At 64.1% G+C, this 21,329-nt stretch carries 16 protein-coding genes and 6 pseudogenes; 6 read left to right on the forward strand and 16 right to left on the reverse strand.

The annotated features are described in order from the left end of the window. Positions 1 to 160: 160 nt before the first annotated feature. From KWO_RS18160 to polA, 6 genes and pseudogenes are all read right to left on the reverse strand, one after another. On the reverse strand, positions 161 to 547 hold the full coding sequence (locus tag KWO_RS18160) for a DMT family transporter (protein WP_010381419.1): 387 nt from the start codon (positions 545 to 547) through the stop codon (positions 161 to 163). Next, positions 544 to 903: a membrane protein gene (locus tag KWO_RS18165; protein WP_010369658.1), complete on the reverse strand. Its 360-nt coding sequence runs from the start codon at positions 901 to 903 to the stop codon at positions 544 to 546. Before KWO_RS18165 ends, KWO_RS18160 begins: the two co-directional genes overlap by 4 nt. Beyond that, complete coding sequence (locus KWO_RS18170; protein ID WP_010369655.1) at positions 900 to 1,775, reverse strand: alpha/beta hydrolase; 876 nt, start codon at positions 1,773 to 1,775, stop codon at positions 900 to 902. Before KWO_RS18170 ends, KWO_RS18165 begins: the two co-directional genes overlap by 4 nt. Positions 1,776 to 1,864: 89 nt before the next feature. Further along, the gene (locus KWO_RS18175; protein ID WP_010369652.1) at positions 1,865 to 3,256 is read right to left on the reverse strand and encodes a sensor histidine kinase; all 1,392 of its coding nucleotides are present in this window, start codon (positions 3,254 to 3,256) and stop codon (positions 1,865 to 1,867) included. Continuing rightward, positions 3,246 to 3,934: pseudogene (locus KWO_RS18180) on the reverse strand (response regulator). The gene KWO_RS18175 and the pseudogene KWO_RS18180 overlap by 11 nt, the downstream one beginning before the upstream one ends. Before the next feature lie 608 nt (positions 3,935 to 4,542). Then, complete coding sequence (polA, locus tag KWO_RS18185) at positions 4,543 to 7,344, reverse strand: DNA polymerase I (RefSeq protein ID WP_010369643.1); 2,802 nt, start codon at positions 7,342 to 7,344, stop codon at positions 4,543 to 4,545. Positions 7,345 to 7,420: 76 nt separating this feature from the next. Between polA and KWO_RS18190 the strand changes: the two genes are divergently transcribed. Next, positions 7,421 to 7,711, forward strand: coding sequence for a DUF2782 domain-containing protein (locus KWO_RS18190; RefSeq protein ID WP_017112533.1), 291 nt, complete (start codon positions 7,421 to 7,423; stop codon positions 7,709 to 7,711). On the opposite strand, the pseudogene KWO_RS18195 reads toward KWO_RS18190, so the two are convergent. Then, positions 7,677 to 8,655 (reverse strand): annotated as a pseudogene (locus KWO_RS18195) (IS481 family transposase). The gene KWO_RS18190 and the pseudogene KWO_RS18195 sit on opposite strands and share 35 nt — an antisense overlap. A gap of 229 nt (positions 8,656 to 8,884) precedes the next feature. Further along, a complete protein-coding gene (locus KWO_RS18200) occupies positions 8,885 to 9,625 on the reverse strand; it encodes a hypothetical protein (RefSeq protein WP_026112420.1) in 741 nt (246 codons plus the stop codon). A 316-nt stretch (positions 9,626 to 9,941) separates the two neighbouring features. Here KWO_RS18200 and KWO_RS22665 point away from each other — a divergent pair, with 316 nt between their 5' ends. Further along, the gene (locus KWO_RS22665; RefSeq protein WP_010381415.1) at positions 9,942 to 10,085 is read left to right on the forward strand and encodes a hypothetical protein; all 144 of its coding nucleotides are present in this window, start codon (positions 9,942 to 9,944) and stop codon (positions 10,083 to 10,085) included. A gap of 136 nt (positions 10,086 to 10,221) precedes the next feature. Next, positions 10,222 to 10,883, forward strand: a pseudogene (gene tagK / locus KWO_RS18210) (transcriptional regulator TagK). A 271-nt stretch (positions 10,884 to 11,154) separates the two neighbouring features. Here the strand turns inward: tagK and KWO_RS18215 are convergent. Together KWO_RS18215 and KWO_RS18220 are read right to left on the reverse strand one after the other, a co-directional pair. Further along, positions 11,155 to 11,601 (reverse strand): universal stress protein, encoded by a 447-nt coding sequence (locus KWO_RS18215; RefSeq protein ID WP_010381410.1) that lies wholly within the window; start codon positions 11,599 to 11,601, stop codon positions 11,155 to 11,157. 261 nt (positions 11,602 to 11,862) lie between these two features. Further along, on the reverse strand, positions 11,863 to 12,444 hold the full coding sequence (locus KWO_RS18220) for a sugar O-acetyltransferase (protein WP_017113148.1): 582 nt from the start codon (positions 12,442 to 12,444) through the stop codon (positions 11,863 to 11,865). Between the two features lie 499 nt (positions 12,445 to 12,943). On the opposite strand from KWO_RS18220, the gene KWO_RS18225 reads away from it, so the two are divergent. Further along, positions 12,944 to 13,123, forward strand: coding sequence for a hypothetical protein (locus KWO_RS18225; RefSeq protein WP_050560778.1), 180 nt, complete (start codon positions 12,944 to 12,946; stop codon positions 13,121 to 13,123). A 175-nt stretch (positions 13,124 to 13,298) separates the two neighbouring features. Here KWO_RS18225 and uvrD read toward each other — a convergent pair whose 3' ends face one another. Then, positions 13,299 to 15,485 carry a DNA helicase II gene (gene uvrD, locus KWO_RS18230; RefSeq protein WP_010381402.1) on the reverse strand — a complete coding sequence of 729 codons (2,187 nt, stop codon included), beginning with the start codon at positions 15,483 to 15,485 and terminating at the stop codon, positions 13,299 to 13,301. Between the two features lie 379 nt (positions 15,486 to 15,864). Continuing rightward, complete coding sequence (locus KWO_RS18235) at positions 15,865 to 17,265, reverse strand: FAD/NAD(P)-binding protein (RefSeq protein ID WP_010381401.1); 1,401 nt, start codon at positions 17,263 to 17,265, stop codon at positions 15,865 to 15,867. A gap of 167 nt (positions 17,266 to 17,432) precedes the next feature. Between KWO_RS18235 and KWO_RS23140 the strand changes: the two are divergent. After that, positions 17,433 to 17,766: pseudogene (locus KWO_RS23140) on the forward strand (VOC family protein). A 216-nt stretch (positions 17,767 to 17,982) separates the two neighbouring features. Here KWO_RS23140 and cls read toward each other — a convergent pair. Continuing rightward, complete coding sequence (gene cls, locus KWO_RS18245; protein WP_010381383.1) at positions 17,983 to 19,401, reverse strand: cardiolipin synthase; 1,419 nt, start codon at positions 19,399 to 19,401, stop codon at positions 17,983 to 17,985. Between the two features lie 16 nt (positions 19,402 to 19,417). After that, positions 19,418 to 19,831 (reverse strand): annotated as a pseudogene (locus tag KWO_RS18250) (LysR substrate-binding domain-containing protein); the annotation flags it as partial. Between KWO_RS18250 and KWO_RS23145 the strand changes: the two are divergent. Beyond that, positions 19,821 to 20,329: pseudogene (locus KWO_RS23145) on the forward strand (amidohydrolase family protein); the annotation flags it as partial. The pseudogenes KWO_RS18250 and KWO_RS23145 overlap by 11 nt on opposite strands. A gap of 441 nt (positions 20,330 to 20,770) precedes the next feature. Here KWO_RS23145 and rpmG read toward each other — a convergent pair. Both rpmG and rpmB read right to left on the reverse strand, forming a co-directional pair. Next, a complete protein-coding gene (gene rpmG, locus KWO_RS18265) occupies positions 20,771 to 20,938 on the reverse strand; it encodes a 50S ribosomal protein L33 (RefSeq protein WP_002809462.1) in 168 nt (55 codons plus the stop codon). A 13-nt stretch (positions 20,939 to 20,951) separates the two neighbouring features. Continuing rightward, on the reverse strand, positions 20,952 to 21,188 hold the full coding sequence (rpmB, locus tag KWO_RS18270; RefSeq protein WP_002809459.1) for a 50S ribosomal protein L28: 237 nt from the start codon (positions 21,186 to 21,188) through the stop codon (positions 20,952 to 20,954). Positions 21,189 to 21,329: the final 141 nt, after the last annotated feature.

Consider the following 21,329-nt stretch of genomic DNA (forward strand, 5'->3'; position numbering starts at 1 on the left):
AGTGCTTGGTCGTCTGCGAATCACGTTGGTCTGGGCCGTCGCCTGTGACGTCGATTTTCGCGCCGTTCCCGTGGCGATACGCCGGTCGCCCTGCGCGCATGTCCGCGCTGCACGAGCACGCTCGGCTGCGGAGGTGCGCAGACCACGGCGCGGGTGGCGGTCAGTCGCCGTCGGCGGCAAGCCGTGCTTCAGCGCGCGCCAGGCAGGCCACACCGGCCAGGATCAGCGCCGCACCCAGCAGATGCACCGCCGTCAGCGGTTCGCCCAGCCACCACGCCGACAGCACCAGCACGCCGACCACGTCCAAGTGCGAGGCAGCAAACGCCGGCCCGATCGGCGCCCGCTCCAGCAGCGTCATCCAGATAAAGAACGCCCCGACATAACCGAGCACCGCGCCGTAGAGAAACGGCTGCGCGAACAAGCGCTGCAGCCAGGCAAGGCTGAAATCCAGCGGCAGGGCGCGCGCACCGGCCAGCTTGAAGCACAGGTGCGCCACGCTGTCCACGCACAGCAGCAGCGGAAAGCCGATCCAATACAGCCGCCTCATCCAGCGGCTCCCACGATGGCCACGCCCAGGCCGATCAGACTCATGCCGGCCACCCGCAGCGGGGTCAGGCGTTCGCCGTACAGCAGCCGCCCGGCCAGCATCAGCGCCAGGATATTGATCGACCCGAGCAGCACCCCTTGCGACAGCGGCACCAACGAGAGGAACGCGATCCAGCCCATGAACTCGACCACGTAGCAAGCCAGCCCGGTCCACAGCCAGGGCCGCGCGAAGCGGGCACGCCAGCGCGTCAGCAAATCGCCCGCGATGGGCTCGAAGGCGGCCTGCTTGAATGCCAATTGCCCCAGCGTGTCGACCGCCACCGTCACCGCCCACAGCGTCACCGCCACCGGCGTCATGAGGCATCCAACGCCGGCTGCTGCCATGCCGTGGCCGGCTGAGGCTGCAGGTCGCCGCTGGCGACACGCTCGAAGAAACGCGCGCTGGCAGTGGTCAACAAGCCGCGTTGTCGGTCCAAGGTCAGCATGTGGTAGCTGTCCTCCATCAGCAGAAACTCGGTCGCACCGGAGACGCCGTCCAGCACCATCCGCGCGTTACGCAGGCTTGCCACATCGTCTTCGGCGGCGTGCGCCACCAGGCAGGGCGCGATCACTTTCGGCAGCCGTCGCCGCACCCGCGCCGATAACGCGCGCAATTCGGCCAGCGAGTGCCAGGGGTTGCCGGGCAGGCCAGCGACGCTGCTGTCTCCGCCTTGCATCGCCGCCGCGATGCGCGCGCGCAGGCGCTCGTCGCGCAACCCATACGGCGATTCCTCCAGGAACATGCGGCGGCGGCCGATGCCGAACAGCTTGAACGCAGGCAGCAGGAACGACAGGTGCCGGGTCCAGGGAATATTCCAGCCGTCGTAGCGGAAGGTGACACCGTAGACGCCGACCCCCGCCACCAGCTCCGGCCGTTCGATCGCCAGCTCCAGCGCCAGCAATGCCCCCATCGATAACCCCGCTACGAACACCTGGTCCACCTGCTTGGCCAGCGCCTCGGCCGCGTGTTCGACACTGCCATACCAATCGCGCCAGCCGGTGGCCAGCAAGTCGTCCATGTCGCCGCAGTGGCCGGCCAGCTGCACGCCATGCACGGTGAACCCGGCGCGGTTCAAGCCAATCCCAAGGCGGCGCATTTCCGCCGGGGTGCCGGTCAACCCGTGGACCAGCAGCACACCGCAGCAGCCGCCACTGAGGAAGAATTCGTTGTTGGGACGGATCATCGACATGCCCTCTGGTGTAGAGCGCACGATCCCATTCGAGGTTTTCCTGAAGCTTTCGTTGCCACCATGCCGTGGCCGCGACATTCAGTGCGCACTCACTGCAGCCGCGGCGGGAACCGGATCTCCACGCGCAATCCGCCGTGCGCGCCCTGGCAGAACACCACCCGCGCGTTATGACGCTGCGCGACGCCCTGCACGATTGCCAGGCCCAGCCCGCAACCGTCGCCGCGCATGCCCGGCACACGAAAGAACCGCTCGCCCAGGCGGCCTAACAGTGCGTCCGGGACGCCGGGGCCGTCGTCCTCCACGCTCAACACCACCGCATCTGCCAGCGCGGCCAGGCCCACGGTGACACTGCAGCCGCGGCCGGCGTACCGAAGTGCATTGTCGATCAGGTTATCCAGCAGTTCCTGCAGCCCCAACGGATCGCCGAACACCACCAGGGCGGCGTCTTCGCTGTCGGCCTGATAGCCCAGGTCCACGTCGGCGGCCAGCGCATCGGGCACGCGCGCGGCCACCGCCTCTGGAATCAACCGGTACAACAGCACCGGCACCATGGCCTCATCGCGATGGTGCGGCGACTGCGCGCGACTCAGTGCCAGCAGCTGGCTGGCCGCACGCGCCGCGCGCGCGGTCAATTGCTGGATTTGCAACAGGGCCGCGCGGGTCTGCTCTGGATCGGCGCCCATCGCACGCTCGGCATGCAATTGCAGCCCCGCCAGCGGAGTCCGCAACTGATGCGCGGCATCGGCGATGAAACGCTCATGCAACTGCACGGTATGGCGCACGCGCACGAACAGCGCGTCCAGGGTCAGGGTGAGCGGCAGGATTTCCTGCGGAACGTCCGGCCCGGTGACCGGAGCCAATGCCTGTTCGCGCGCGGCCAGGCGCTCGGTCAACGGACGCAACACCCGCAACCCATGATTGACGCCCAGCCACACCAGTGCCATCACCGCGATGATCAGCACCGTTTGCACCGGCAAGGTCAGCCACAGCACAGTGCGCGCAGTGCGCTGGCGGTCGATCAACGACTCGGCAATGGTTACCGTCAGCACGTCGCCGGCATCGTAGGGCGATGGCATCGCCACCGACGCCGCGCGCAGCCTGCGCACGCCGTCGTCGACCCAATACAGCGCCGGCGGTTTGCCCAGCGCCGGCTGGCGCATGCCGTGCAGCCCGGTATCGCCGTAACGCCACCCCTGGCGACGGCTGAGCACCGCGAAATAGTTCGCCCCGTCCGGGTCGTAGCGCAGCAGGAACTGCGCCTGCGACGACAGGCTGCGCCGTTCGGGCGACTGCCGCAGCAGCGCGGTGAGCGCCTGCAGGTCGTCGGCCAGATTCTTGTCGTGCACGCGATTGGCATAGCCCAGCGCCATGCGATAGGTCACCGCCGCATCGATCGCCAGCAGCACCAGCATTGGCACCGCCAGGAACAGCAGCAGGCGTCGGCGCAGGCTGGGCCGCGCCAGGGTCCGCTTAGCCCTCATCGTCGCCGTCCTGGCACTCCTGCAGCAGATACCCCAATCCACGGATGGTGCGGATACCCACGCCGCTGCCGTGCAGCTTGCGGCGGAGTCGGTGCATTGCGATATCCAAGCCGTTGTCGCTGATGTCTTCGTCCCAGCCGCACAGCGCTTCCACCAACTGGGCGCGATTGGTCACGCGATCGGCGCGCGTGGCCAGTGCACCGAGCAGCCCATATTCGCGCGCGGTCAACTCCAGCGCCTGCGTATCGATCCAGGCGCGGCGTCCGGTCAGGTCCAGGCGCAGGCGCCCCAGGCGCAACTCAGGCGTTCCCTTGCTGATGGCGCGCCGCAGCACCGAGCGCACCCGCGCCTGGAACTCTTCCAACGCGAACGGCTTGACCAGGTAATCGTCCGCGCCCAGATCCAGCACACGCACGCGTTCATGCAGGGCTTCGCGCGCGCTGATGACCAGTACCGGCGTGGTGGCGCCGCGCTCGCGCAAGCGCTGCAACACGCGCACGCCATCCATGTTGCCCAGCAGGCCCAAGTCCAGCACCAGCAACTGGTAGTCGGTGCTGCGTAGCGCCGCATCGGCCTGGCTGCCATCGTCGACGTGATCCACCACGTGGCCTGCTGGTGCAGCGTCGCGACCACAGCGTCGGCGATCGATGGTTCGTCCTCGGCAATCAGCACCCGCATGTCGGCCGCCTTGCAGATGTAGCTGGCAACGAAGCGACAGGCAGGCGATCGACAAATGCACTCGGCGGCACGATCTTTGAATCTGAATTAGTAATGTGGGCACCATACCGTCATCGCGGCAGCACGTCGCATGGCAGCGTGGTCCCAATTGAGCGGGCATTTATGCTGCGCAGCGGCACTTGCACAGGGCGCTCGGCAACTGTTGAATTGCTTATGCGGTGCTTTTCGTAAGTCCATACGTTCTGTTGCGCCTGCTCACACCAACGCATACGCAACATCGCAGCTAACGCTGCAACGGTGGCGCACAATCGGTAAGACGCAAATAAAAAGCCCCGCAGACCAGGGGGAGGTCGGCGGGGCCAGGGAACGGAAACTTGGGGAGGAGTTTCCGCTCCGAGATCTGCTCCAGGGGATGGGAGAGATCTGCCGACAGGCGTTGCGCCCGTCGAGGGATATAACACCACTTTTTACCTTGATGGATCGTGAAGATAACTGTTAAAAAAATGTAGAATTTAGCGCTTATTCATTCCATTAAATCTGCTGACGGATTATGTCCGCACAAATGATTGCTGATCTGCGCATTCAGCATATCAGCGCGATTCTCTGCGTCAATGCGCCTCGTCCCAGTTATCGCCAATGCCCGAATCCACCACCAGCGGCACGCGTAATTCAGCCGCGGAGGCCATGCGCGTGGTGACCTCGCTCAGCAGTGTGTCGACGAAATCGGTATCGGCTTCAAACACCAGTTCGTCGTGCACCTGCAGGATCATCTTGGCGCGTTGCGCGTGGCCGGCGATCCATCCATCCACGCTGACCATGGCGCGCTTGATGATGTCGGCCGCAGTGCCCTGCATCGGCGCGTTGATGGCAGCGCGCTCGGCGCCAGCACGCTGGCCCTGGCTGCCGGCATTGATGAAATCCAGATACAGCCGGCGGCCGAACACGGTTTCCACGTAGCCCTTGTCGCGCGCTTGCTGGCGGGTGGTTTCCATGAAGTCGCGCACGCCCGGATAGCGGCTGAAGTACAGCGCGATGTAGTCCTGCGCTTCGCCACGGCCGATGCCAAGCTGGCGGGCCAGACCGAACGCGCTCATGCCGTACATCAGGCCGAAGTTGATCGCCTTGGCGGCGCGGCGCTCGTCACCGCTGACGGTGTCGATGGTGCGGCCGAACACTTCGGCAGCAGTGGCGCGGTGCACGTCGGCGCCGGACTCGAATGCGCCCACCAGGCCGGGGTCGCCGGACAGGTGCGCCATGATGCGTAGCTCGATCTGCGAGTAGTCGCAGGCGATCAACTTGCGTCCGGCCGGTGCGACGAAAGCGCGCCGAATACGGCGGCCGTCTTCGGTGCGGATCGGGATGTTCTGCAGATTCGGGTCCGACGAGGACAGCCGCCCGGTGGCGGCGCCGGCCTGGTGGTAGCTGGTGTGCACGCGCCCGGACTGCGGGTGGATCATCTCCGGCAGCTTGTCGGTGTAGGTGCTGCGCAGCTTGGTCAGGCCACGGTATTCCAGGATCACCCGCGGCAACTCGTGCTGGTCGGCGATGGCTTCCAGCGCTTCTTCGTTGGTCGAGGGCTGGCCCTTGGGCGTCTTGACAACGGCGGGGAGCTTGAGCTCGTCGAACAGCAGGGCCTGCAGTTGCTTGGGCGAATCCAGGTTGAAGGTGCGCCCGGCCAGCTCGGTGGCTTTCTGCTGGGCGGCGAGCATGCGCTTGGACAGGTCCGCGCTCTGGCGGCGCAGTTCGGCCGCGTCCACGCACACGCCGTTGGCTTCGATGCGGGCCAGCACGTCCACCAGCGGCATTTCGATCTCGCGGTAGACCCGCTCCAGGCCGGGTTCGGCGGCCAGCTTGGGGCCGAGCACGTGGTGCAGGCGCAGGGTGATGTCGGCGTCTTCGGCGGCGTAGCGGGTGGCGTCTTCCAGGCTGATCTGGGCGAACGGGATCTGCTTGGCGCCCTTGCCGCAGACGTCTTCGTACTTGACGGTGTCGTAGCCGAGATAGCGCTTGGCCAGGCTGTCCATGTCGTGGCGGGCGCTGCCGGAATTGAGCACGAAGCTTTCCAGCAAGGTGTCGTGGGCGTAGCCGGCCAGTTCCACGCCATGCCGGCGCATCACGTGCAGGTCGTACTTGCCGTGCTGGCCGAGTTTGCGCACCGCCGGGTCGGTGAGCAACGGGACCAATTGCGCCAGCGCTTGGGTGCGGTCGAGCTGAACCGGCGCGCCGGGGAAGTTATGCCCGAACGGCAGGTACGCCGCTTTGCCGGGCTCGGCGGCCACACTCAGGCCGATCAAATCCGCCTGCAGCGGGTCCAAGCTGTCGGTTTCGGTATCGAAGGCAAACTGGCCGGCGGCACGCAGCTGCACGATCCAGCTGTCGAGTTGCTCCTGGGTGAGGATGGTCTCGTACTCGCCCGGCGCCGACAGCGCTGGATCCAGATCCACCGCGGCGTTGACCGGGCCGGACACGAAGCCGGTACCGCGCGCGCGGCCCGGCTCGGTGCGCGCAGTGGCGGCGGCAGCGCCCAGCGCCACCGGCTCGGACAACAGCCCGGCCTGCGCCGACGTGCCGCCCATCTCACGCAGCGCCTGGGTGAACCCGTAGCGCGCGTACAGCACCGCCAGCGTTTCCGTATTGGGCTCGCGCAGGTCCAGCGCGCGCGGGCCGCTGGCCAGGGTTACGTCGGTCTTGATGGTGACCAGCTCGCGGTTGAGCGGCAGGCGTGGCAACGCAGCGCGCAGGTTGTCGCCGATCTTTCCCTTTATCTTGTCGGCGTTGGCGATGACGCCGTCCAGCGAATCGTATTCGGCCAGCCATTTGGCAGCGGTCTTGGGGCCGCACTTTTCCACGCCGGGCACGTTGTCGACGGTGTCGCCCATCAGCGCCAACAGGTCGACGATCTGATCGGGCCGCACGCCGAACTTGGCGATCACCGCCTCGTCCGAATCCATGCGGCTGCCACTCATGGTGTTGACCAGTTCGATACCCGGGCGCACCAGCTGCGCGAAGTCCTTGTCGCCGGTGGAGATGGTGACGCTCAACCCATCGGCGGCGGCTTGCAGTGCAAGCGTGCCGATTACATCGTCGGCTTCCACGCCGTCGATGCGCAGGATGTCGATGCCCAGCGCATGCACGATGTCGCACATCGGCTGCACCTGCGCGCGCAGGTCGTCGGGCATGGACGGCCGATTGGCCTTGTAGTCTGCATACAAGTCATCACGGAAGGTCTTGCCGGGCGCATCCACCACGAAGGCGATGTAGGCCGGGCGCTCCTTCAAGGTGGCGCGCAGCATGTTGACCACGCCAAACAAGGCGCCGGTGGGCTCGCCCTGCGCATTGGTCAGCGGCGGAAGCGCGTGGAACGCGCGATACAGGTAACTGGACCCGTCGATCAAGACTAATCTGCTCATGACCCAATTCTACGCTGCACGCTCACGGCACACCGCACCAGCGCATACTGGCCGTCGATCAACACGGATACCGACAATGAAGAGAGCACGTCTTTTGCTGCTGCCGTTGCTGCTGCTGGGCGGCTGTGCCACCAGTGGCGCCGACCGCGCCGGTGGCGAGATTCCGGCTGGTGCTGATGTCACCAGCAAGACCATGGGCAACGGCGACAAGGTCGACGAATACCGCGTCAACGGTCAGCTGGAAATGGTGCGGGTCACGCCAACGCGCGGAGCGCCCTACTTCCTGTACGACCGCGACCACGACGGGCATACCGATGCGGAGAAGGACAAGGTCAACAAGGTGTATTGGAAGCTGTATAGCTGGTGATTGGGTATTGGGTGTTCAGTCCCGGCATTAGGTGGATCGGGTTGACCTTGAACCGCTCGGGTTCGGATATCCACTGTTCGCAGATAAATTCGTACGGTGTCAGACCTTCCAACGCTGTGAGCCTGCGACCGAAGTTGTAGGCGTCGATGAACATGGTCAGATGCCGTTGCAGTTGCGCCTGGTCCTCGTAGTGAAAGCGTTTGACCGTTGCTTCCTTGATGGTTCGATTCATCCCGCTCCACCTGTCCGTTGGTCCAGGGATGCGTGACCTGGGTCAAACGATGGTCGACGCCGTGCTCCTCGCAGACGCGAGTGAAGATGTGCCTGAAGGCATGGCGGTCGGTTCGGCGATTGGTGAACTGGATGCCGTTGTCTGTCAGCACCGTGTGCAAGGTGTAGGGCATTGTCTGGATCACATTTCGCAGGAATTGCGCAGCCACCAATGTGTTGGCTGCCGCGTGCAGTTCGGTGAGCACAAACTTGGACGTCCTATCGATGGCCACGAATAAATACAGCTTGCCCTGGGCTGTTTGTACTTCTGCAATGTCGATATGAAAGTAGCAAATCGGATAGCTTTTAAGCCGCTTCTTCGCGGCCTTGTCGCCCGTGATGTCGGGTAGCCGCGAAATGCCATGGCGCTGCAGGCAACGGTGTAACGATGAGCGCGTCAGATGGAGAATGCTTGGCTGCAGTGCGTAGAGACAGTCGTCCAGCGGCAGCAAGGTGTGCTTGCGGAAAGCGACAATCGCCGCCTTTTCCGCAACGGACAACACGGTGGAGCACGGCTGCGTCGGCCCGGTTGGCACATCGGCAACCGAGGTCCGCTTCTTCCACTTCGCCACCGTCTTTTGATGGATGCCGTAACGCTTGGAAAGCGCTCTCAGGCGCTCTTGCGTGACCCGCCGAAAAGTCTGTGCCAGTGCTGCATGGTGGCACTTGGAGATTGATTCGCCCCGGACACGTCCAGCATCGTGCCTAACGAACGAGAAAAATAATCTGACGATCTGGCCCAGCGCTCCATCTGCAGCCGAGTGAGACAAGGGCGGCCGGGATTGCTAGTGAGCGAAGTGGTGACCAACGGTTCCAGCGTATCTCGATCACGCAAGAACGACCATCGGCACGCCGTCGCATCCAGACGCTCACCTGCGCACCGCAACGCGAGCCATCTCACACTCAACGCTTGGCCGCCTCGCAGAGCTTGCGATTGAACCAGGTGGACTTGGCGATGGGCAGGTACGCATCCCAGTCGCTGGGCGGCAGCATCGTGCTCTCCTTGTCCAGCTCCGCTTGAAACGACTCCTCGTCGTGGCTGTGACCCGCCATGGTCTCGTCCAACGCCGCCAGGCACTCTTGCGGGCGGTGCAGGCGCAGCAGCGTGAGCGCGCGGTCGTTGGCGAAACGGTCGCGATCGAGCCAGTTGAGAAACTCGCCGCACTCACGCGCAAACGCCTGCATGCCGGCAAGTGCTTCGGTATAGCGCTTGCCGCGATAGTCGCTTAGGTACGCCTCACGTCTCCGGCTGCTGGCCGCGGAGGTGCAGCCGGCCGGCAACTGCAGATAGTCGCCTTCGAAACTGGCGCGCATGCCGCAGTAATCGCGGCAGCTGTCTTGGGTCAGTGCGGCGATGCTGAAGCCACCTGCCACCGGCTTGAAAGATAGTTCGCACGGCGCGTCGCTGTCATCGCTCACTTCTGCCTTGTCGCCTTGCAGCGTGCCCTCCAACGAACAGGTGTGCCCGTTGGCGCCCACCGCGAGAATCTCGAAGTGGCGCACCCCACCCTTGTCGCTGACCTGCAGGCTGCCCCAGCCTTGCTTGGTGCCGTATTCGCCAGGTGTCGGACCGGCCGCTACCGCGCCGAACGCCGACAGCCACACCAACAACAGTATCCCGCTCCATCCATATCGCCGTGCCATTGCTTCGTCCTGTGTTCGACCAAGCGACAAGTGTGCGGCATCGCAGTGATGCCAGCGAGTCAGGTGTTGACCATCAACCCCAGCAGATCCAGCGCGCCATGCGCCAAGATCGCCGGCCACAGCCGCCCGCGTCGGGCCACCCACTAACCCCGGATCAGCCCAATCATCACGATACTGATGGTGCCGACCGGCCCCTGGTACAGGTGATACGACGTGCGGATCGCCACGCTTCCATTCACCGCAACTGTAGGGGCCATGGCGTGGCTCCAGGGCGTGGATGAGGTAACCGCACACGAACACTTCCTCGAAGATCGGATTGATCAGCGAGATCGCGGGCACGACCGTGATCGACGAAAGCCCCAATTGCCTGCGACAGGCCTGCCACGACTGCTCGCTCGACAGCCTTCTTGAAATCAGGGTTGCGACGCAGCGTGGCATCAGCGCGGGCGCTCATACCTGATTCAGGCTTACGCCCAAATGCCTGTCTTGGCTATTGCCAGATGCCACTTTCTGCCTGCTTGCACAGCTGCAGCTATGTGGGCGCCGTGGTCTGTTTGCGTGATCGAGTGCCGCCTTCGTGAAAGAGGCGCGATGGGTTGGCGGTGCTGTTTTCGGTTGCTCAGGGGACAGGCCCCGAAGAGTGGGCCGCAGGCATTACCCCATATGAGCAGCACCCCGTATTACAGCGCCATCGTTCCGCAAGCGTCCTCGGCCATACAGGCGCATGCGCCGCTGGTGATCGATCTACTGGCCTACATCGAGCAGCACATCGGCGAGGCGGAGCCGGGCAACCGAGTCATTGCAGCAAGGGTTCGCGTTGTCGCGCGCATCGCTGTACCGCTTGTTTCAGTCGCACGGCGGCGTGACCAGCTACATCCGCGAACAGCGGCTAAGCACCGCTAACCGCTATCTGCAGGCCTACCCCGACTGCAGCCTGACCTGGTTGCTGTACGAAATGGGCTTTGCATCCGAGCGGCAGTTTCAACGCGCATTTCAGCAACGCTTCGGCATGCCGCCGATGCAGTGGCGCCGCCAGTGCCGTGCCGCGCCGCACACACCGACGCCACGACGTGGCCACTACATGCCGATGTGGCGCTTCATGCGCGAACTGAGCCAGAACACGCAACGCGCAAAAGTCCCTGTGCGCGCCGGGATGTTGCCGCTGCACAACGCTTCGCTCGTGCATACCGAAGCGCTGCGTCGTCTCGGCCAGCCGCTGCGTGCACGCGCGATTGAGCTGGAGTATGCGGATAGTTGAGCGTGGTGTGCGCGTTGTACGTGTGCTGCACATAGATGCGTGCAGCAAGTTCCATGGCCTGCGGTCGCTGGCGATCAGGGCTTGGAGTGATTGAAAAATCACTGCATAACCGCCAAACCGAGCGTGGTTGCTACCCGGCATCTGTACGATCCAGCGCTGGTGCTGCTGCGCGCCATGAGCATCAGCTTGATGAGCGCGCGTCTTGAGCCACACGCGGCGCTGTAGCGATCAGCCAACAGCGCGCAATGCCGCGTTGTCACAGCGCCGCGAATCAGCGAATCACTAGGACCGGAATCGAGCTGTGGGTCAGCACTTCCACCGTCTGGCTGCCGAGCAGCATGCGCTGCATGCCGCGGTGGCCGTGCGAGGTCATGATGATCAGATCGCTGTTGCAGTCCTTGGCGGTCTGTACGATGCCCTCGGCAGCGAAGCGATCCAGCACATGCCGTGACGTGGCCTTGATGTTGGCGGCGGCGGCCAGTTCCAGCGCCGGGCGCAGGATTTTTTCAGCAGCCGCTTCGCGCCCGGTGCGATATTCGGGGCTGGCCTCGTAGCCCACGCTCCAGCCCATGGCATCGTACATGCCCATCGCCCACGGCTCGGACACGGTGACGATATCCACTTTCGCACCGGTCGCCTTGGCCAGCTCCAGGCCTTGAAACAAGCCGCGATGCGACAGCTCGGATGCATCGATGGCGATCAGGATTCGTTTGTACATGATGACCTCCCGGATAGACCGGCGGCCCCGCCGGCGAGGTGAGATTGACAGCACGCGGCAACGCAGACCTTGATACAAATCAATCTTGCACGTGACTGACTGTAGCGCTTGAAGCGGCAACCCTGTCTTGGTGAGCGACCGTCACACTGGTGCCAATAGCGCGTTCAAAATTGCACTGTTCGCGTGTGCGCTGCATTGCGCAGCGGCCGCGCCCACCTGGTAGCAGCACTGTCGTTTTGCTAGCTCCTCTTCTTCGTTGCTTCAGTCGGTGGGCGCCTCATCGGCAGTGTGCCTGGGTTCACGTACGCGCGCAGGGTTGCCTACTGCGGTCGCGCCGGCCGGCACATCGCGCGTAACCACCGCACCAGCACCGATCACCGCATCGTCGCCGATGCTGACGCCCGGCAGGATGATTGCCCCACCACCAATCCACACATTGCGCCCGACGCGGATCGGCCGCCCGAACTCCAGCCCGCTGGCACGTCCGGCCGCATCGCGCGGATGGTCGGCGGCATAAAACTGCACCGCGGGGCCCACCTGCGTGCCATCGCCGATGTACACCTCGCAGATATCCAGAATCACGCAATTGAAGTTGAGAAACGCGCCCGCGCCCAGACGAATGTTGTAGCCGTAATCGCAATGAAACGGCGGCCGGATTACCGCGCCCGCGCCCACCTCGGCTAGCCGCTCGACCAGCAACGCATGCCGCTGCGCGGATGGCTGCGCGCAGGTGGCGTTGTAGCGTGCCATCCACTCCGCAGCCGCCGCCTGATCGGCCTGCAGTTGTGCATCGGCAGCGTTGTAGAGTTCGCCTGCCAGCATTTTTTGTTTTTCCGTCTGCATGCCGTTGCGGGCCCTATGCAATGAACTGCTAACAGGGTGGCATGGATGTTGGGCGGTACGCATCGAGCGATGCACCAATAACCCCGATTGCCGCTCAACGCGGCTTACACAACGTCGCGGTCAGGCCATTAGTTGGAGCGACTAGCGCGGTCACCAGCGGGGTGGAAACGGCCAATGCGGATGTCGAGCCCGGGCCTCACCCGCAAGGCGGCTGTGTCGCCATTCCGTTGCTTGCCGCATACGTTGTAACGCCGCTCTGCCAGCATCCATACTCCTGATCCTGCCCTTCCGGCACGACCACGTTCAAGGATGACGTCATGACACGATTTCTAGCCGCCTGCGTTGCGTTCTTGCTGTGGGCATGCCTCAGCACACCTGCACACGCAACCACCTCACTTTCTTTTGAAGAGAGTGGCTACTCCATCCTTTTCGAAATCGGGCACGACACCCGACCAGTGATCGCCAGTCTCGTTTCAATGCACCTGGCGACAGCGAGGGCATCTGGGTGCGCAGCGACTTCCAGGTCAAGACGTTCGACACCAAGCGCAGAATCCTCCGCCTGATTTACACAGGGCATGATAAGCGTGTGCCGCCATTTACCCTGGTCGTGCTCGCCAACAAATCGACACTGACCTTGAACGGCAAGCGGATCAACTCCAGCTTCAGTTGGGAGATGTAAGCGCGCGAGGGCAGCAACGGCGGCGACGGGTCGTCCACCTGCCGTCTGCTTCGCGCGATCTCGCTCGGCGCGTGTAGTGCAGCAGCGGTCGGCCCCGCTCACTACACGCCCAGCGCAACCACACGACTGCTCCGCCTGCTAACGAAAACGCAATCGCAGGCGAATACAAACCCGACTACACAACAGTCAGATTGGCGTAAGCCATCACCAGCCACTTGGCGCCGACTTCATCGAACTGCACCTGCACGCGCGCATGCGCGCCAGCGCCTTCGTAGTCCACGACCACGCCGCCGCCGAACTTGGGATGTTCGACGTTGGCGCCAAGCTTGATCGGTACCGCTTCCACCACACCATGCACCGGCCCGCCGCGTGTCGCGCCCAGGGAGGCAGTACGCGAGACCTGCACCTTGGGGCGCACTTCATTCAGCAGATCGCGCGGGATTTCGCGCAGAAAGCGCGACGGCACGTTGTAGTTGTCCTGGCCGTGGATGCGGCGCGATTCGGCGTAGCACAGCACCAGCTTCTGCCGCGCGCGGGTGATGCCCACATACGCCAGGCGCCGCTCTTCTTCCAGCCGCCCGCTCTCTTCCAACGAGCGCGCGCTCGGGAACAAGCCATCTTCCAACCCGACCAGAAACACAATCGGAAATTCCAGGCCCTTGGCCGAATGCAGCGTCATCAGCTGCACGCCTTCTTCGCCGGCCTGTGCCTGGCCTTCGCCGGCTTCGAGTGAGGCGTAAGCGAGGAAGGCGACCAGCTCGGTCATGCCCTGGCTGTCTTCATCGTCCGGGCGGGTAAAGCGCGAGGCGACCGACACCAGTTCGTCCAGGTTCTCGGTGCGCGATTCCGAATCCAGCCCACCGCGGCTTTCCTTGGCCCAATGCTCGCGCAGGCCCGAGCGCATCAGCACGTGGTCGATGCGTTCGGCCAGTTCCATCTCGCCGGTTTCGGCATGCAGTTGGCCGACCAGGCTGAGGAAGGTCGCCAAGGCATTGCGTGCCCGTGCGGCCAGCGTGTTCTGCTGCGTGCACAGCATCGCCGCTTCCCACAACGACAACGCATTGGCACGCGCCAACCGGCGCACCTCATCCAGCGTGCGATCGCCGATGCCGCGCGTGGGCGTGTTGACCGCACGCTCGAAGGCTGCATCGTCGCTGCGGTTGGTGAGTAGGCGCAGGTACGCCAATGCATCCTTGATTTCGGCACGTTCGAAGAAGCGCATGCCGCCATACACGCGGTACGGCAGCTGCTCGGAAATCAGCGCTTCTTCCAGCGCTCGCGATTGCACGTTGCTGCGGTAGAGCACGGCCACTTCGCCATAACTGCCGCCGTCGCGCACCCACTGCCGCGCACCCTCAACCACATAACGCGCCTCGTCGACTTCGTTGTAGGCCGCATACAGATCGATCGGGTCGCCATCGCCGGAATCGGTCCACAGCTGCTTGCCGATGCGGTCCGGGTTGTGCGCAATCACGGCATTGGCAGCGCCCAGGATATTGGCACTGGAACGGTAGTTCTGCTCCAGCCGCACGGTCTGCGCGCCGGGGAAATCCTTCAGGAAACGCTGGACGTTTTCAACCTTGGCACCGCGCCAGCCATAGATGGCCTGGTCGTCGTCGCCCACCACGAACACGTTGCCCGATTCGCCGGCCAGCACGCGCACGAAAGCATACTGGATGGCGTTGGTGTCTTGAAACTCGTCCACCAAAATTTCGCGGAAGCGTGCGCGGTAATGCGCCAGCAATGCAGGCGTGTCGCGCAGCAGCTCGTGCGCGCGCAGCAGCAATTCGGCGAAATCCAGCAGACCGGAGCGGTCGCAGCGTTCCTGATAGGCCGCGTACACCTGCCGGCGGACCTCGGTCCAATCGTCGTTGGGCTCGGGCTGGATGTGCTGCGGACGCCGGCCTTCGTCTTTCTGTTCGTTGATCCACCAGCTCATCTGCTTGGGCGGATACTTGCTCTCGTCCAGCTCCAGCGACTGCACCACGCGCTTGACCAACCGCAGCTGGTCATCGCTGTCCATGACCTGGAAGCCTTCCGGCAGCCGCGCATCCTGCCAATGCAGACGCAACAGGCGATGCGCCAGTCCATGGAAGGTGCCGATCCACATCCCGCGACTGCCGTTGCGCAGCTGCAGGTCGGTGCGGTGGCGCATTTCACCGGCGGCCTTGTTGGTGAAGGTCACCGCGAAGATGCCGTGGTTGGGCACGCCCTGAACTTCATTGAGCCAGGCAATACGATGGATCAGCACGCGCGTCTTGCCGGAGCCGGCGCCAGCCAGCACGAGGTAATGCCCCGGCGGTGCGGAAACGGCCTCGCGCTGGGCGGGGTTTAAATGATCGAGCAAATGAGAGACATCCACCAGCGTATTTTACCGGTTGTAGCGTCGCCGCGGCTGAGACTGCGATGAAGCGGTTGGGATTGTGGTGATTGATTGCCCAAGCCAAGCCCCTCTCCCTTCGCAGCAAGAAGGCACAGCTTGCGCACCGACGGTGCGCGTGCCTTTGAGCGGCCGCGCGCTGGCGCGGGCTGGGGCACGGAGCGGGGCTTGGGGTGAGGGTACGGGGGCGAAGCAACGGGCGTGTCACCTTCAGGCGCGTGGCGACGCGTTTGTCATTGCAGTGACTGACGCCTCTCTGCAGCGCCGTCATCCGCCCCTGCGGGCACCTTCTCCCCCATCAAGGAGGACAATGCCCCGGCGGGAGAAGGGAACTATCTTCGGCTCAATCTCGGGGCCAGGCCTATCGATCAACCCCCAGCACTCCCAGCACATCCCGCGCAATCCCAGCAGCCTGCTCGCGCAACTCCGGCACTGCCAGGCTTTCCCACAACGTGCCGATGCGCAGGCTGCCGATCACCCGCAGTTGCGGATTTGCAAGCCCTTCGGCGCAGATCAGGCTGCCATTGGCGGCAGTATCTACGCCGATTCCATGCGGCCCGGCCACGGCAATGCCCTGCCCCAGTAGTTGCTGCAGCAGCGGGTTGCGCATCGCCTGCACCCGCATTTCCACGCCGGTGGCATTGACCAGCGTCTGCACATCCAGCTGCAACGCATGCCCGGCACCGGCGGCCCCGGCGCTCACGCGCACGCAAGCGCCCACCTCGAAGGCCACATCTAGCCGTGCGCGATGCACCTGCAGCTGCCCGCGCGCCTGCATCGCCTGTAGCTGCGCATGCACCGGTGCGGCGATGCGATGCCGATGCACGTCCCAATAGCGCACCACATGCCGCAAAAAGCGGCGCTGGTCGGCAACCGACAGTGTCTGCCACAGCGCCTGGCTCAACGGCCGGATGCGCTCCATCACGCTCTGCCACGGCAGGCCCTGCGCAGCAGCGGCACGCGCGTGCTGGCGTAATGTGCGTATGCGCGCCCGCAGTGACATTGCCAGCAGTGGTTGCGGGTCGAACGCCGCCACGCCGCCATGCGCCTGCGGCAACGGCAACAGCCCATGTCGCGACACCACATGCACGGCCGCGCGATGCGCCTGCGCCGCCAACGTCACCGCCGTGTCGGCCATGCTCAAGCCTGAGCCGACGATGCACACCGCCGCGTCCTGCGGCAACGCTGCAACCGCCTCGCTGTCCCAGGCTTCAACACGTTGCGCGCGCGACAATCCCGTGGCACCGCGCAGCGGCAGCGGCCGCAGCGCATTGCCTACGGCTAGCACCACGGCGGTGGCCTGCAACACTTGTCCATCGTCCAGCTGCAAGAGCGCGCCACAGGCAGTGCGTTGCAGGGTCTGCACGTGTGCGGTGTGCACGCGCAGCGATGCCAGGCTGTGCGCACGCGCAGCTTGCAAACGGTCGCGCAGATACGGTGCGTAATGCCGGCGCCCCACGAACTGCTGCGGTAACCGCGCATCGTCCAGCTCGGGGCAACAGGCGTTCGCGCGCAGGTAATCAACGAAGTCGTTCGGCAATTCCGCCAGCGCACTCATGCGCGCAGCCGGCACATTGAGCAGGTGTTCGGCCCGCGCGGTGGAATACGCCACGCCTTCGCCCAGCACCGCATGCGGCTCGATAATGACGACCTGCAACGGCGCCACGGCCTGACGCAGCAGCTGCAGCGCGACCAGCACACCGGACGCCCCACCACCGACGATGGCGATCACTGCATCGCCGGGATCACGCGGTTCATTCATGGCGGCATTGTAGGCGATGCATCGCATGACCCCCCGTCGTTGGGCGCAGGATTGTTATGCCGCAGTGGCGCAGGCGCGGCGTGTGTCACCGCGTCCCACACGGCCAGCAGCCGAAGCGCTTACGATCGGGCGCTCAGCATCGGCGCGCGCCGTGGGGGGCCTGCAATATGTCCATCGCTCTGGTCCGGCTCATCCTCTACGTGCACAATGTCGCGGCGGTCAAGGCGTTCTACCAAACGCACTTCGCGCTATCCGTCATCGAGCAGATCGCCAGGAGTGGGTGGTGCTCGCAGCCAGCGGCATCGAGCTGGCGCTGCACCGGGTTGGCGAGGCTTACCGACAGCAGCCGGATACGCGTGCACCCGGCAGCGCAGTGACCGCGGCAAACACCGCCACCAACTGGTGCTCGCCATCACCACTGATCTGCTCGCGCATCTCCAGCAGCTGCAGCGTGCCGGCGTACCTGTTGGCGAACTCAAACGCTATGCCGGCTTTGCTTAGCAGATGTACGACGGCTGCGATCCGAAGGGCAAGGTCTTCCAGGTCATGCGTCTGGATTAGGATCAGCGAACAGAATGCCGCGAACAGTGGTCATTTGCTTGTAGATGGCATGCAGAGCCTGCAGCGCCCACGTGGCGCATGAGGCACCGAAGACTAACCGCGCCCGTCCAGCACTAAGCGCAGCCGTTTTATTAGCCGCTCTACGCGGCAAGCGCCCTACATCAATGCATCGGCCAACCGCGCAATGCCCTCGCGGCTGCGCCGCCAGGCCGGGCGGCGGCGCCACGTGTCCAGCTCTAATTGCCGCGCATTGGCCAGATAGTCCTGTTCGATATCGCGCAGCCGCTGCACCACGCCGGTGTCGTAGCAGAGCATGCCGATCTCGGCGTTGAGCGCGAACGAGCGGATGTCCAGATTGATCGAGCCCACCAACGCAATGTCCTCGTCCATGCTCAGATGCTTGGCATGCAAAAAGTGCGGGCGATACAGCGCAATCTTCACCCCACACCGCAGCAGCTCTTCGAAATAGGCTTCCTGCGCCCATGCAGCCAACCGCTGGTTGTTGCTCTCCGACAAAATCAGCTGCACATCCACGCCCGAGACGCCGGCAATGCGCAACGCGCTCAGCAAGGCCTCGTCGGGCACGAAGTACGGCGTCACCAGCACCACCTTGCGCCGTGCCAGATGGATCACCGCATTGATCGCATCGCGCGCATTTTCGAACGGATACGCCGGCCCGCTGGGCAGCAACTGCGTGGCGATATTGGCCTCGCACACCGGTGCATCCGGCCACACGTCCAGGCGCTCGCCGGTTTCGGTGAACCAGTCGCTGGCGAATACCGCTTCCAGATGATTGACCACCGGCCCGCGCACGCGCGCCACCAATTCGCGATTGGGCACGCCATCGATGAAGCCGGCCTCGGCCAGATTCTGCGAGCCGACAAACGCCATCTGGTTGTCGATCACCGCAATCTTGCGATGGTTACGCAGATCCATGCGGCCGCTGCGACGCCAGCGCAGACCGCCGGGCAATACCGCCAGCACCTGCACGCCGCCGTCCTGCAGGCGCTTGCGGTAGCGGCGCAGGCCGCGCTTGGCCCCCACCGCATCCAGCAGCACACGACAGCGCACGCCGCGCGCACTGGCGCGTTCCAGCGCCGCCACCACCGCCTCGCCCACTGCATCGTCGAACATCAGGTAATACAGCAGATGCACGCGTTTTGCGGCTGCGTCGATCGCTGCGATCAGGGCCTGCAACGACTGCGCGTAGTCGTCTAGCAATTCCACCGCATTGCCCAGCGTCGGCATGAAATCGCCTTCGCGCTCGATCAGCGGCACCACTTCGGCACTGCTGGTGTCGGCCTGCGGGGTCCAGCGCAGGGCGTGCAATGGCAGTTGCTGCTCGCGAATCACCTGCGAGGCACTGGCTTGCCGCTCCACCCGCAGCCGCGACAACCACGGATGGCCGAACAGCAGATACAGCGGCAGACCGACCACCGGCACAAAGCCGATCAGCAACAGCCAGCTACGTGCCGCACCAGGCGTGGTACGGGCGGGAATCCATAGCAGGGCGGCCAGGCGGATCGTCCAGTCCAGCGCCAGCAGCCAAGTGCCTGTCACCCAATCGGGCAGCATCAGTGATCCTTTCTCATCAGTAACCCGATTCTGACCTGGCCACGCATAAACGCAACGGTGTCGATGTCGATGCCGGCGTGCAATAGCGAAACGGCCCACCCTGCGCATCGGCCGGCTGCACGCGTTCGGCGCAGACCTGTCGCAACGTCTGCACGAATGCCGACTGCGCGCGGGTGGGATACCAATCGCTACGTGTGGTCATACCGATCTGCCGGCGCAACTGCGGCCCGGCGCTGCCGATCTCGGCGAGCCGTCCGGCGCGCCGCTCGAACAAAAATTGATCGCGCGACATCAAGGTCAGCCAGTCGTCTTCCAGCAGCAAGCCGCGCACGGTCAGCTCAGCGCCGCATTCGATGCGCAGCGGCTGCGGCTTTAGCTGATGGTCGCGGAATAGCTGTTCCCAGCACGCGCGCACCGGCGTGCCGGCGATGGTGCATGTGTCGGGGCAGCTGCAACGACAATTTCCATTCCAGCGGTGCGCATTATCTCAATGCCGACACCACGGCCTTCATGCAATTTCTTGAAGGCGATTTGTTCACTGATTTTCCGGACCTGCGCTCATCATTCCGCACGGCGGCGGCGCGGTGCCGTATCACTGGGCCGCTTCCGCGGCCTGGCCGATATGCTGGGCAAACCTGCGCTATCCACCCGCGTGATGCGCAATGTGTTTTTCGATACCTGTGTGTATCACCAACCGGGTATCGACCTACTGTTCGAGGTGATCGACATCGACAACATCCTGTTCGGCTCGAGATGGTTGGCGCGCGTGCGCGGCATCGACCCGCAGACCGGCCACTACTTCGACGACACCAAACGCTACATCGATGCGTTGGCGATTTCCGATGCCGACAAGCGCAAGGTGTTCGACGGCAAAGCACGGCGGGCGTATCCGAGATTGGACGCGCAGTTGCGGTCGCGTGGGCTGTGATGGCACTTTCTTCTCCCTCCGGGACATTGTCCCCCTTCATGGGGGAGAAGGTTGCGCCAACGCCGGATGAGGGGCGCCGCATAAATTTGCGAGTCTCTGCGATGACGAACGCGTCGCCACGCGCCTGCAAAGGTGACACGCCCGTTGCTTCGCCCCGTACCTTACCCCAACCCCGGCTTCGCGCCCCGGCCCGCACCAGCGGCGCGGGTGCTCCAAGACACGCACCCCTTCGGTACGCAAGCCGTGCCTTGTCGTCCCGGCGGGAGAAGGGCTCGATGCACGCTTGCCGCATTGGTATGCGCATCAACGCAGCAGACAACGACACTGCTCATTGCACGCACATACGCCAACGCTCACGCAGCAACTGCATCCAACCCCACAAACGCAAACACCCGCTTTTCGGCGGGTGTTTGCTTGAAAGCAGATCCAGCGATCAGTCGATCACTTGATCTTGCCTTCCTTGTACATCACGTGCTTACGCACGACCGGGTCGTATTTCATCATTTCCATCTTCCCCGGAGTGTTTTTCTTGTTCTTATCCGTGGTGTAAAAGTGGCCGGTAGCGGCCGAGGAAATCATACGAATCTTGTCACGCTTGCCTTTTGCCATGACTGCTTACTCCTCAGACCTTTTCGCCGCGCGCGCGCAGCTCTTTCAGAACGGCATCAATCCCGTTCTTGTCGATGGTGCGCAATGCATGCGCGGAGACACGGAGCTTCACCCAGCGGTTTTCGCTGGCGACCCAGAAACGACGCTCATGCAGGTTGGGCAGGAAGCGACGACGGGTTCTGTTGTTTGCGTGGGAGACGTTGTTACCCGTCTGCACACGCTTGCCGGACACTTGGCATACGCGGGACATTACGCACCTCGATAAATGAATTGCCACCCATAGCCTGGGGAGCGGCGGCCCCGACAGCGCCAAGGCTGTCACGCAACGTTGGGAATCAAGAACTTACGCTGGAACAAGCCGGCAACCCCATTGCGCTGGGTGCCGCCATCC

The sequence above is a fragment of the Xanthomonas vasicola pv. musacearum NCPPB 4379 genome (assembly GCF_000277895.2).
Classification (GTDB): domain Bacteria; phylum Pseudomonadota; class Gammaproteobacteria; order Xanthomonadales; family Xanthomonadaceae; genus Xanthomonas; species Xanthomonas vasicola.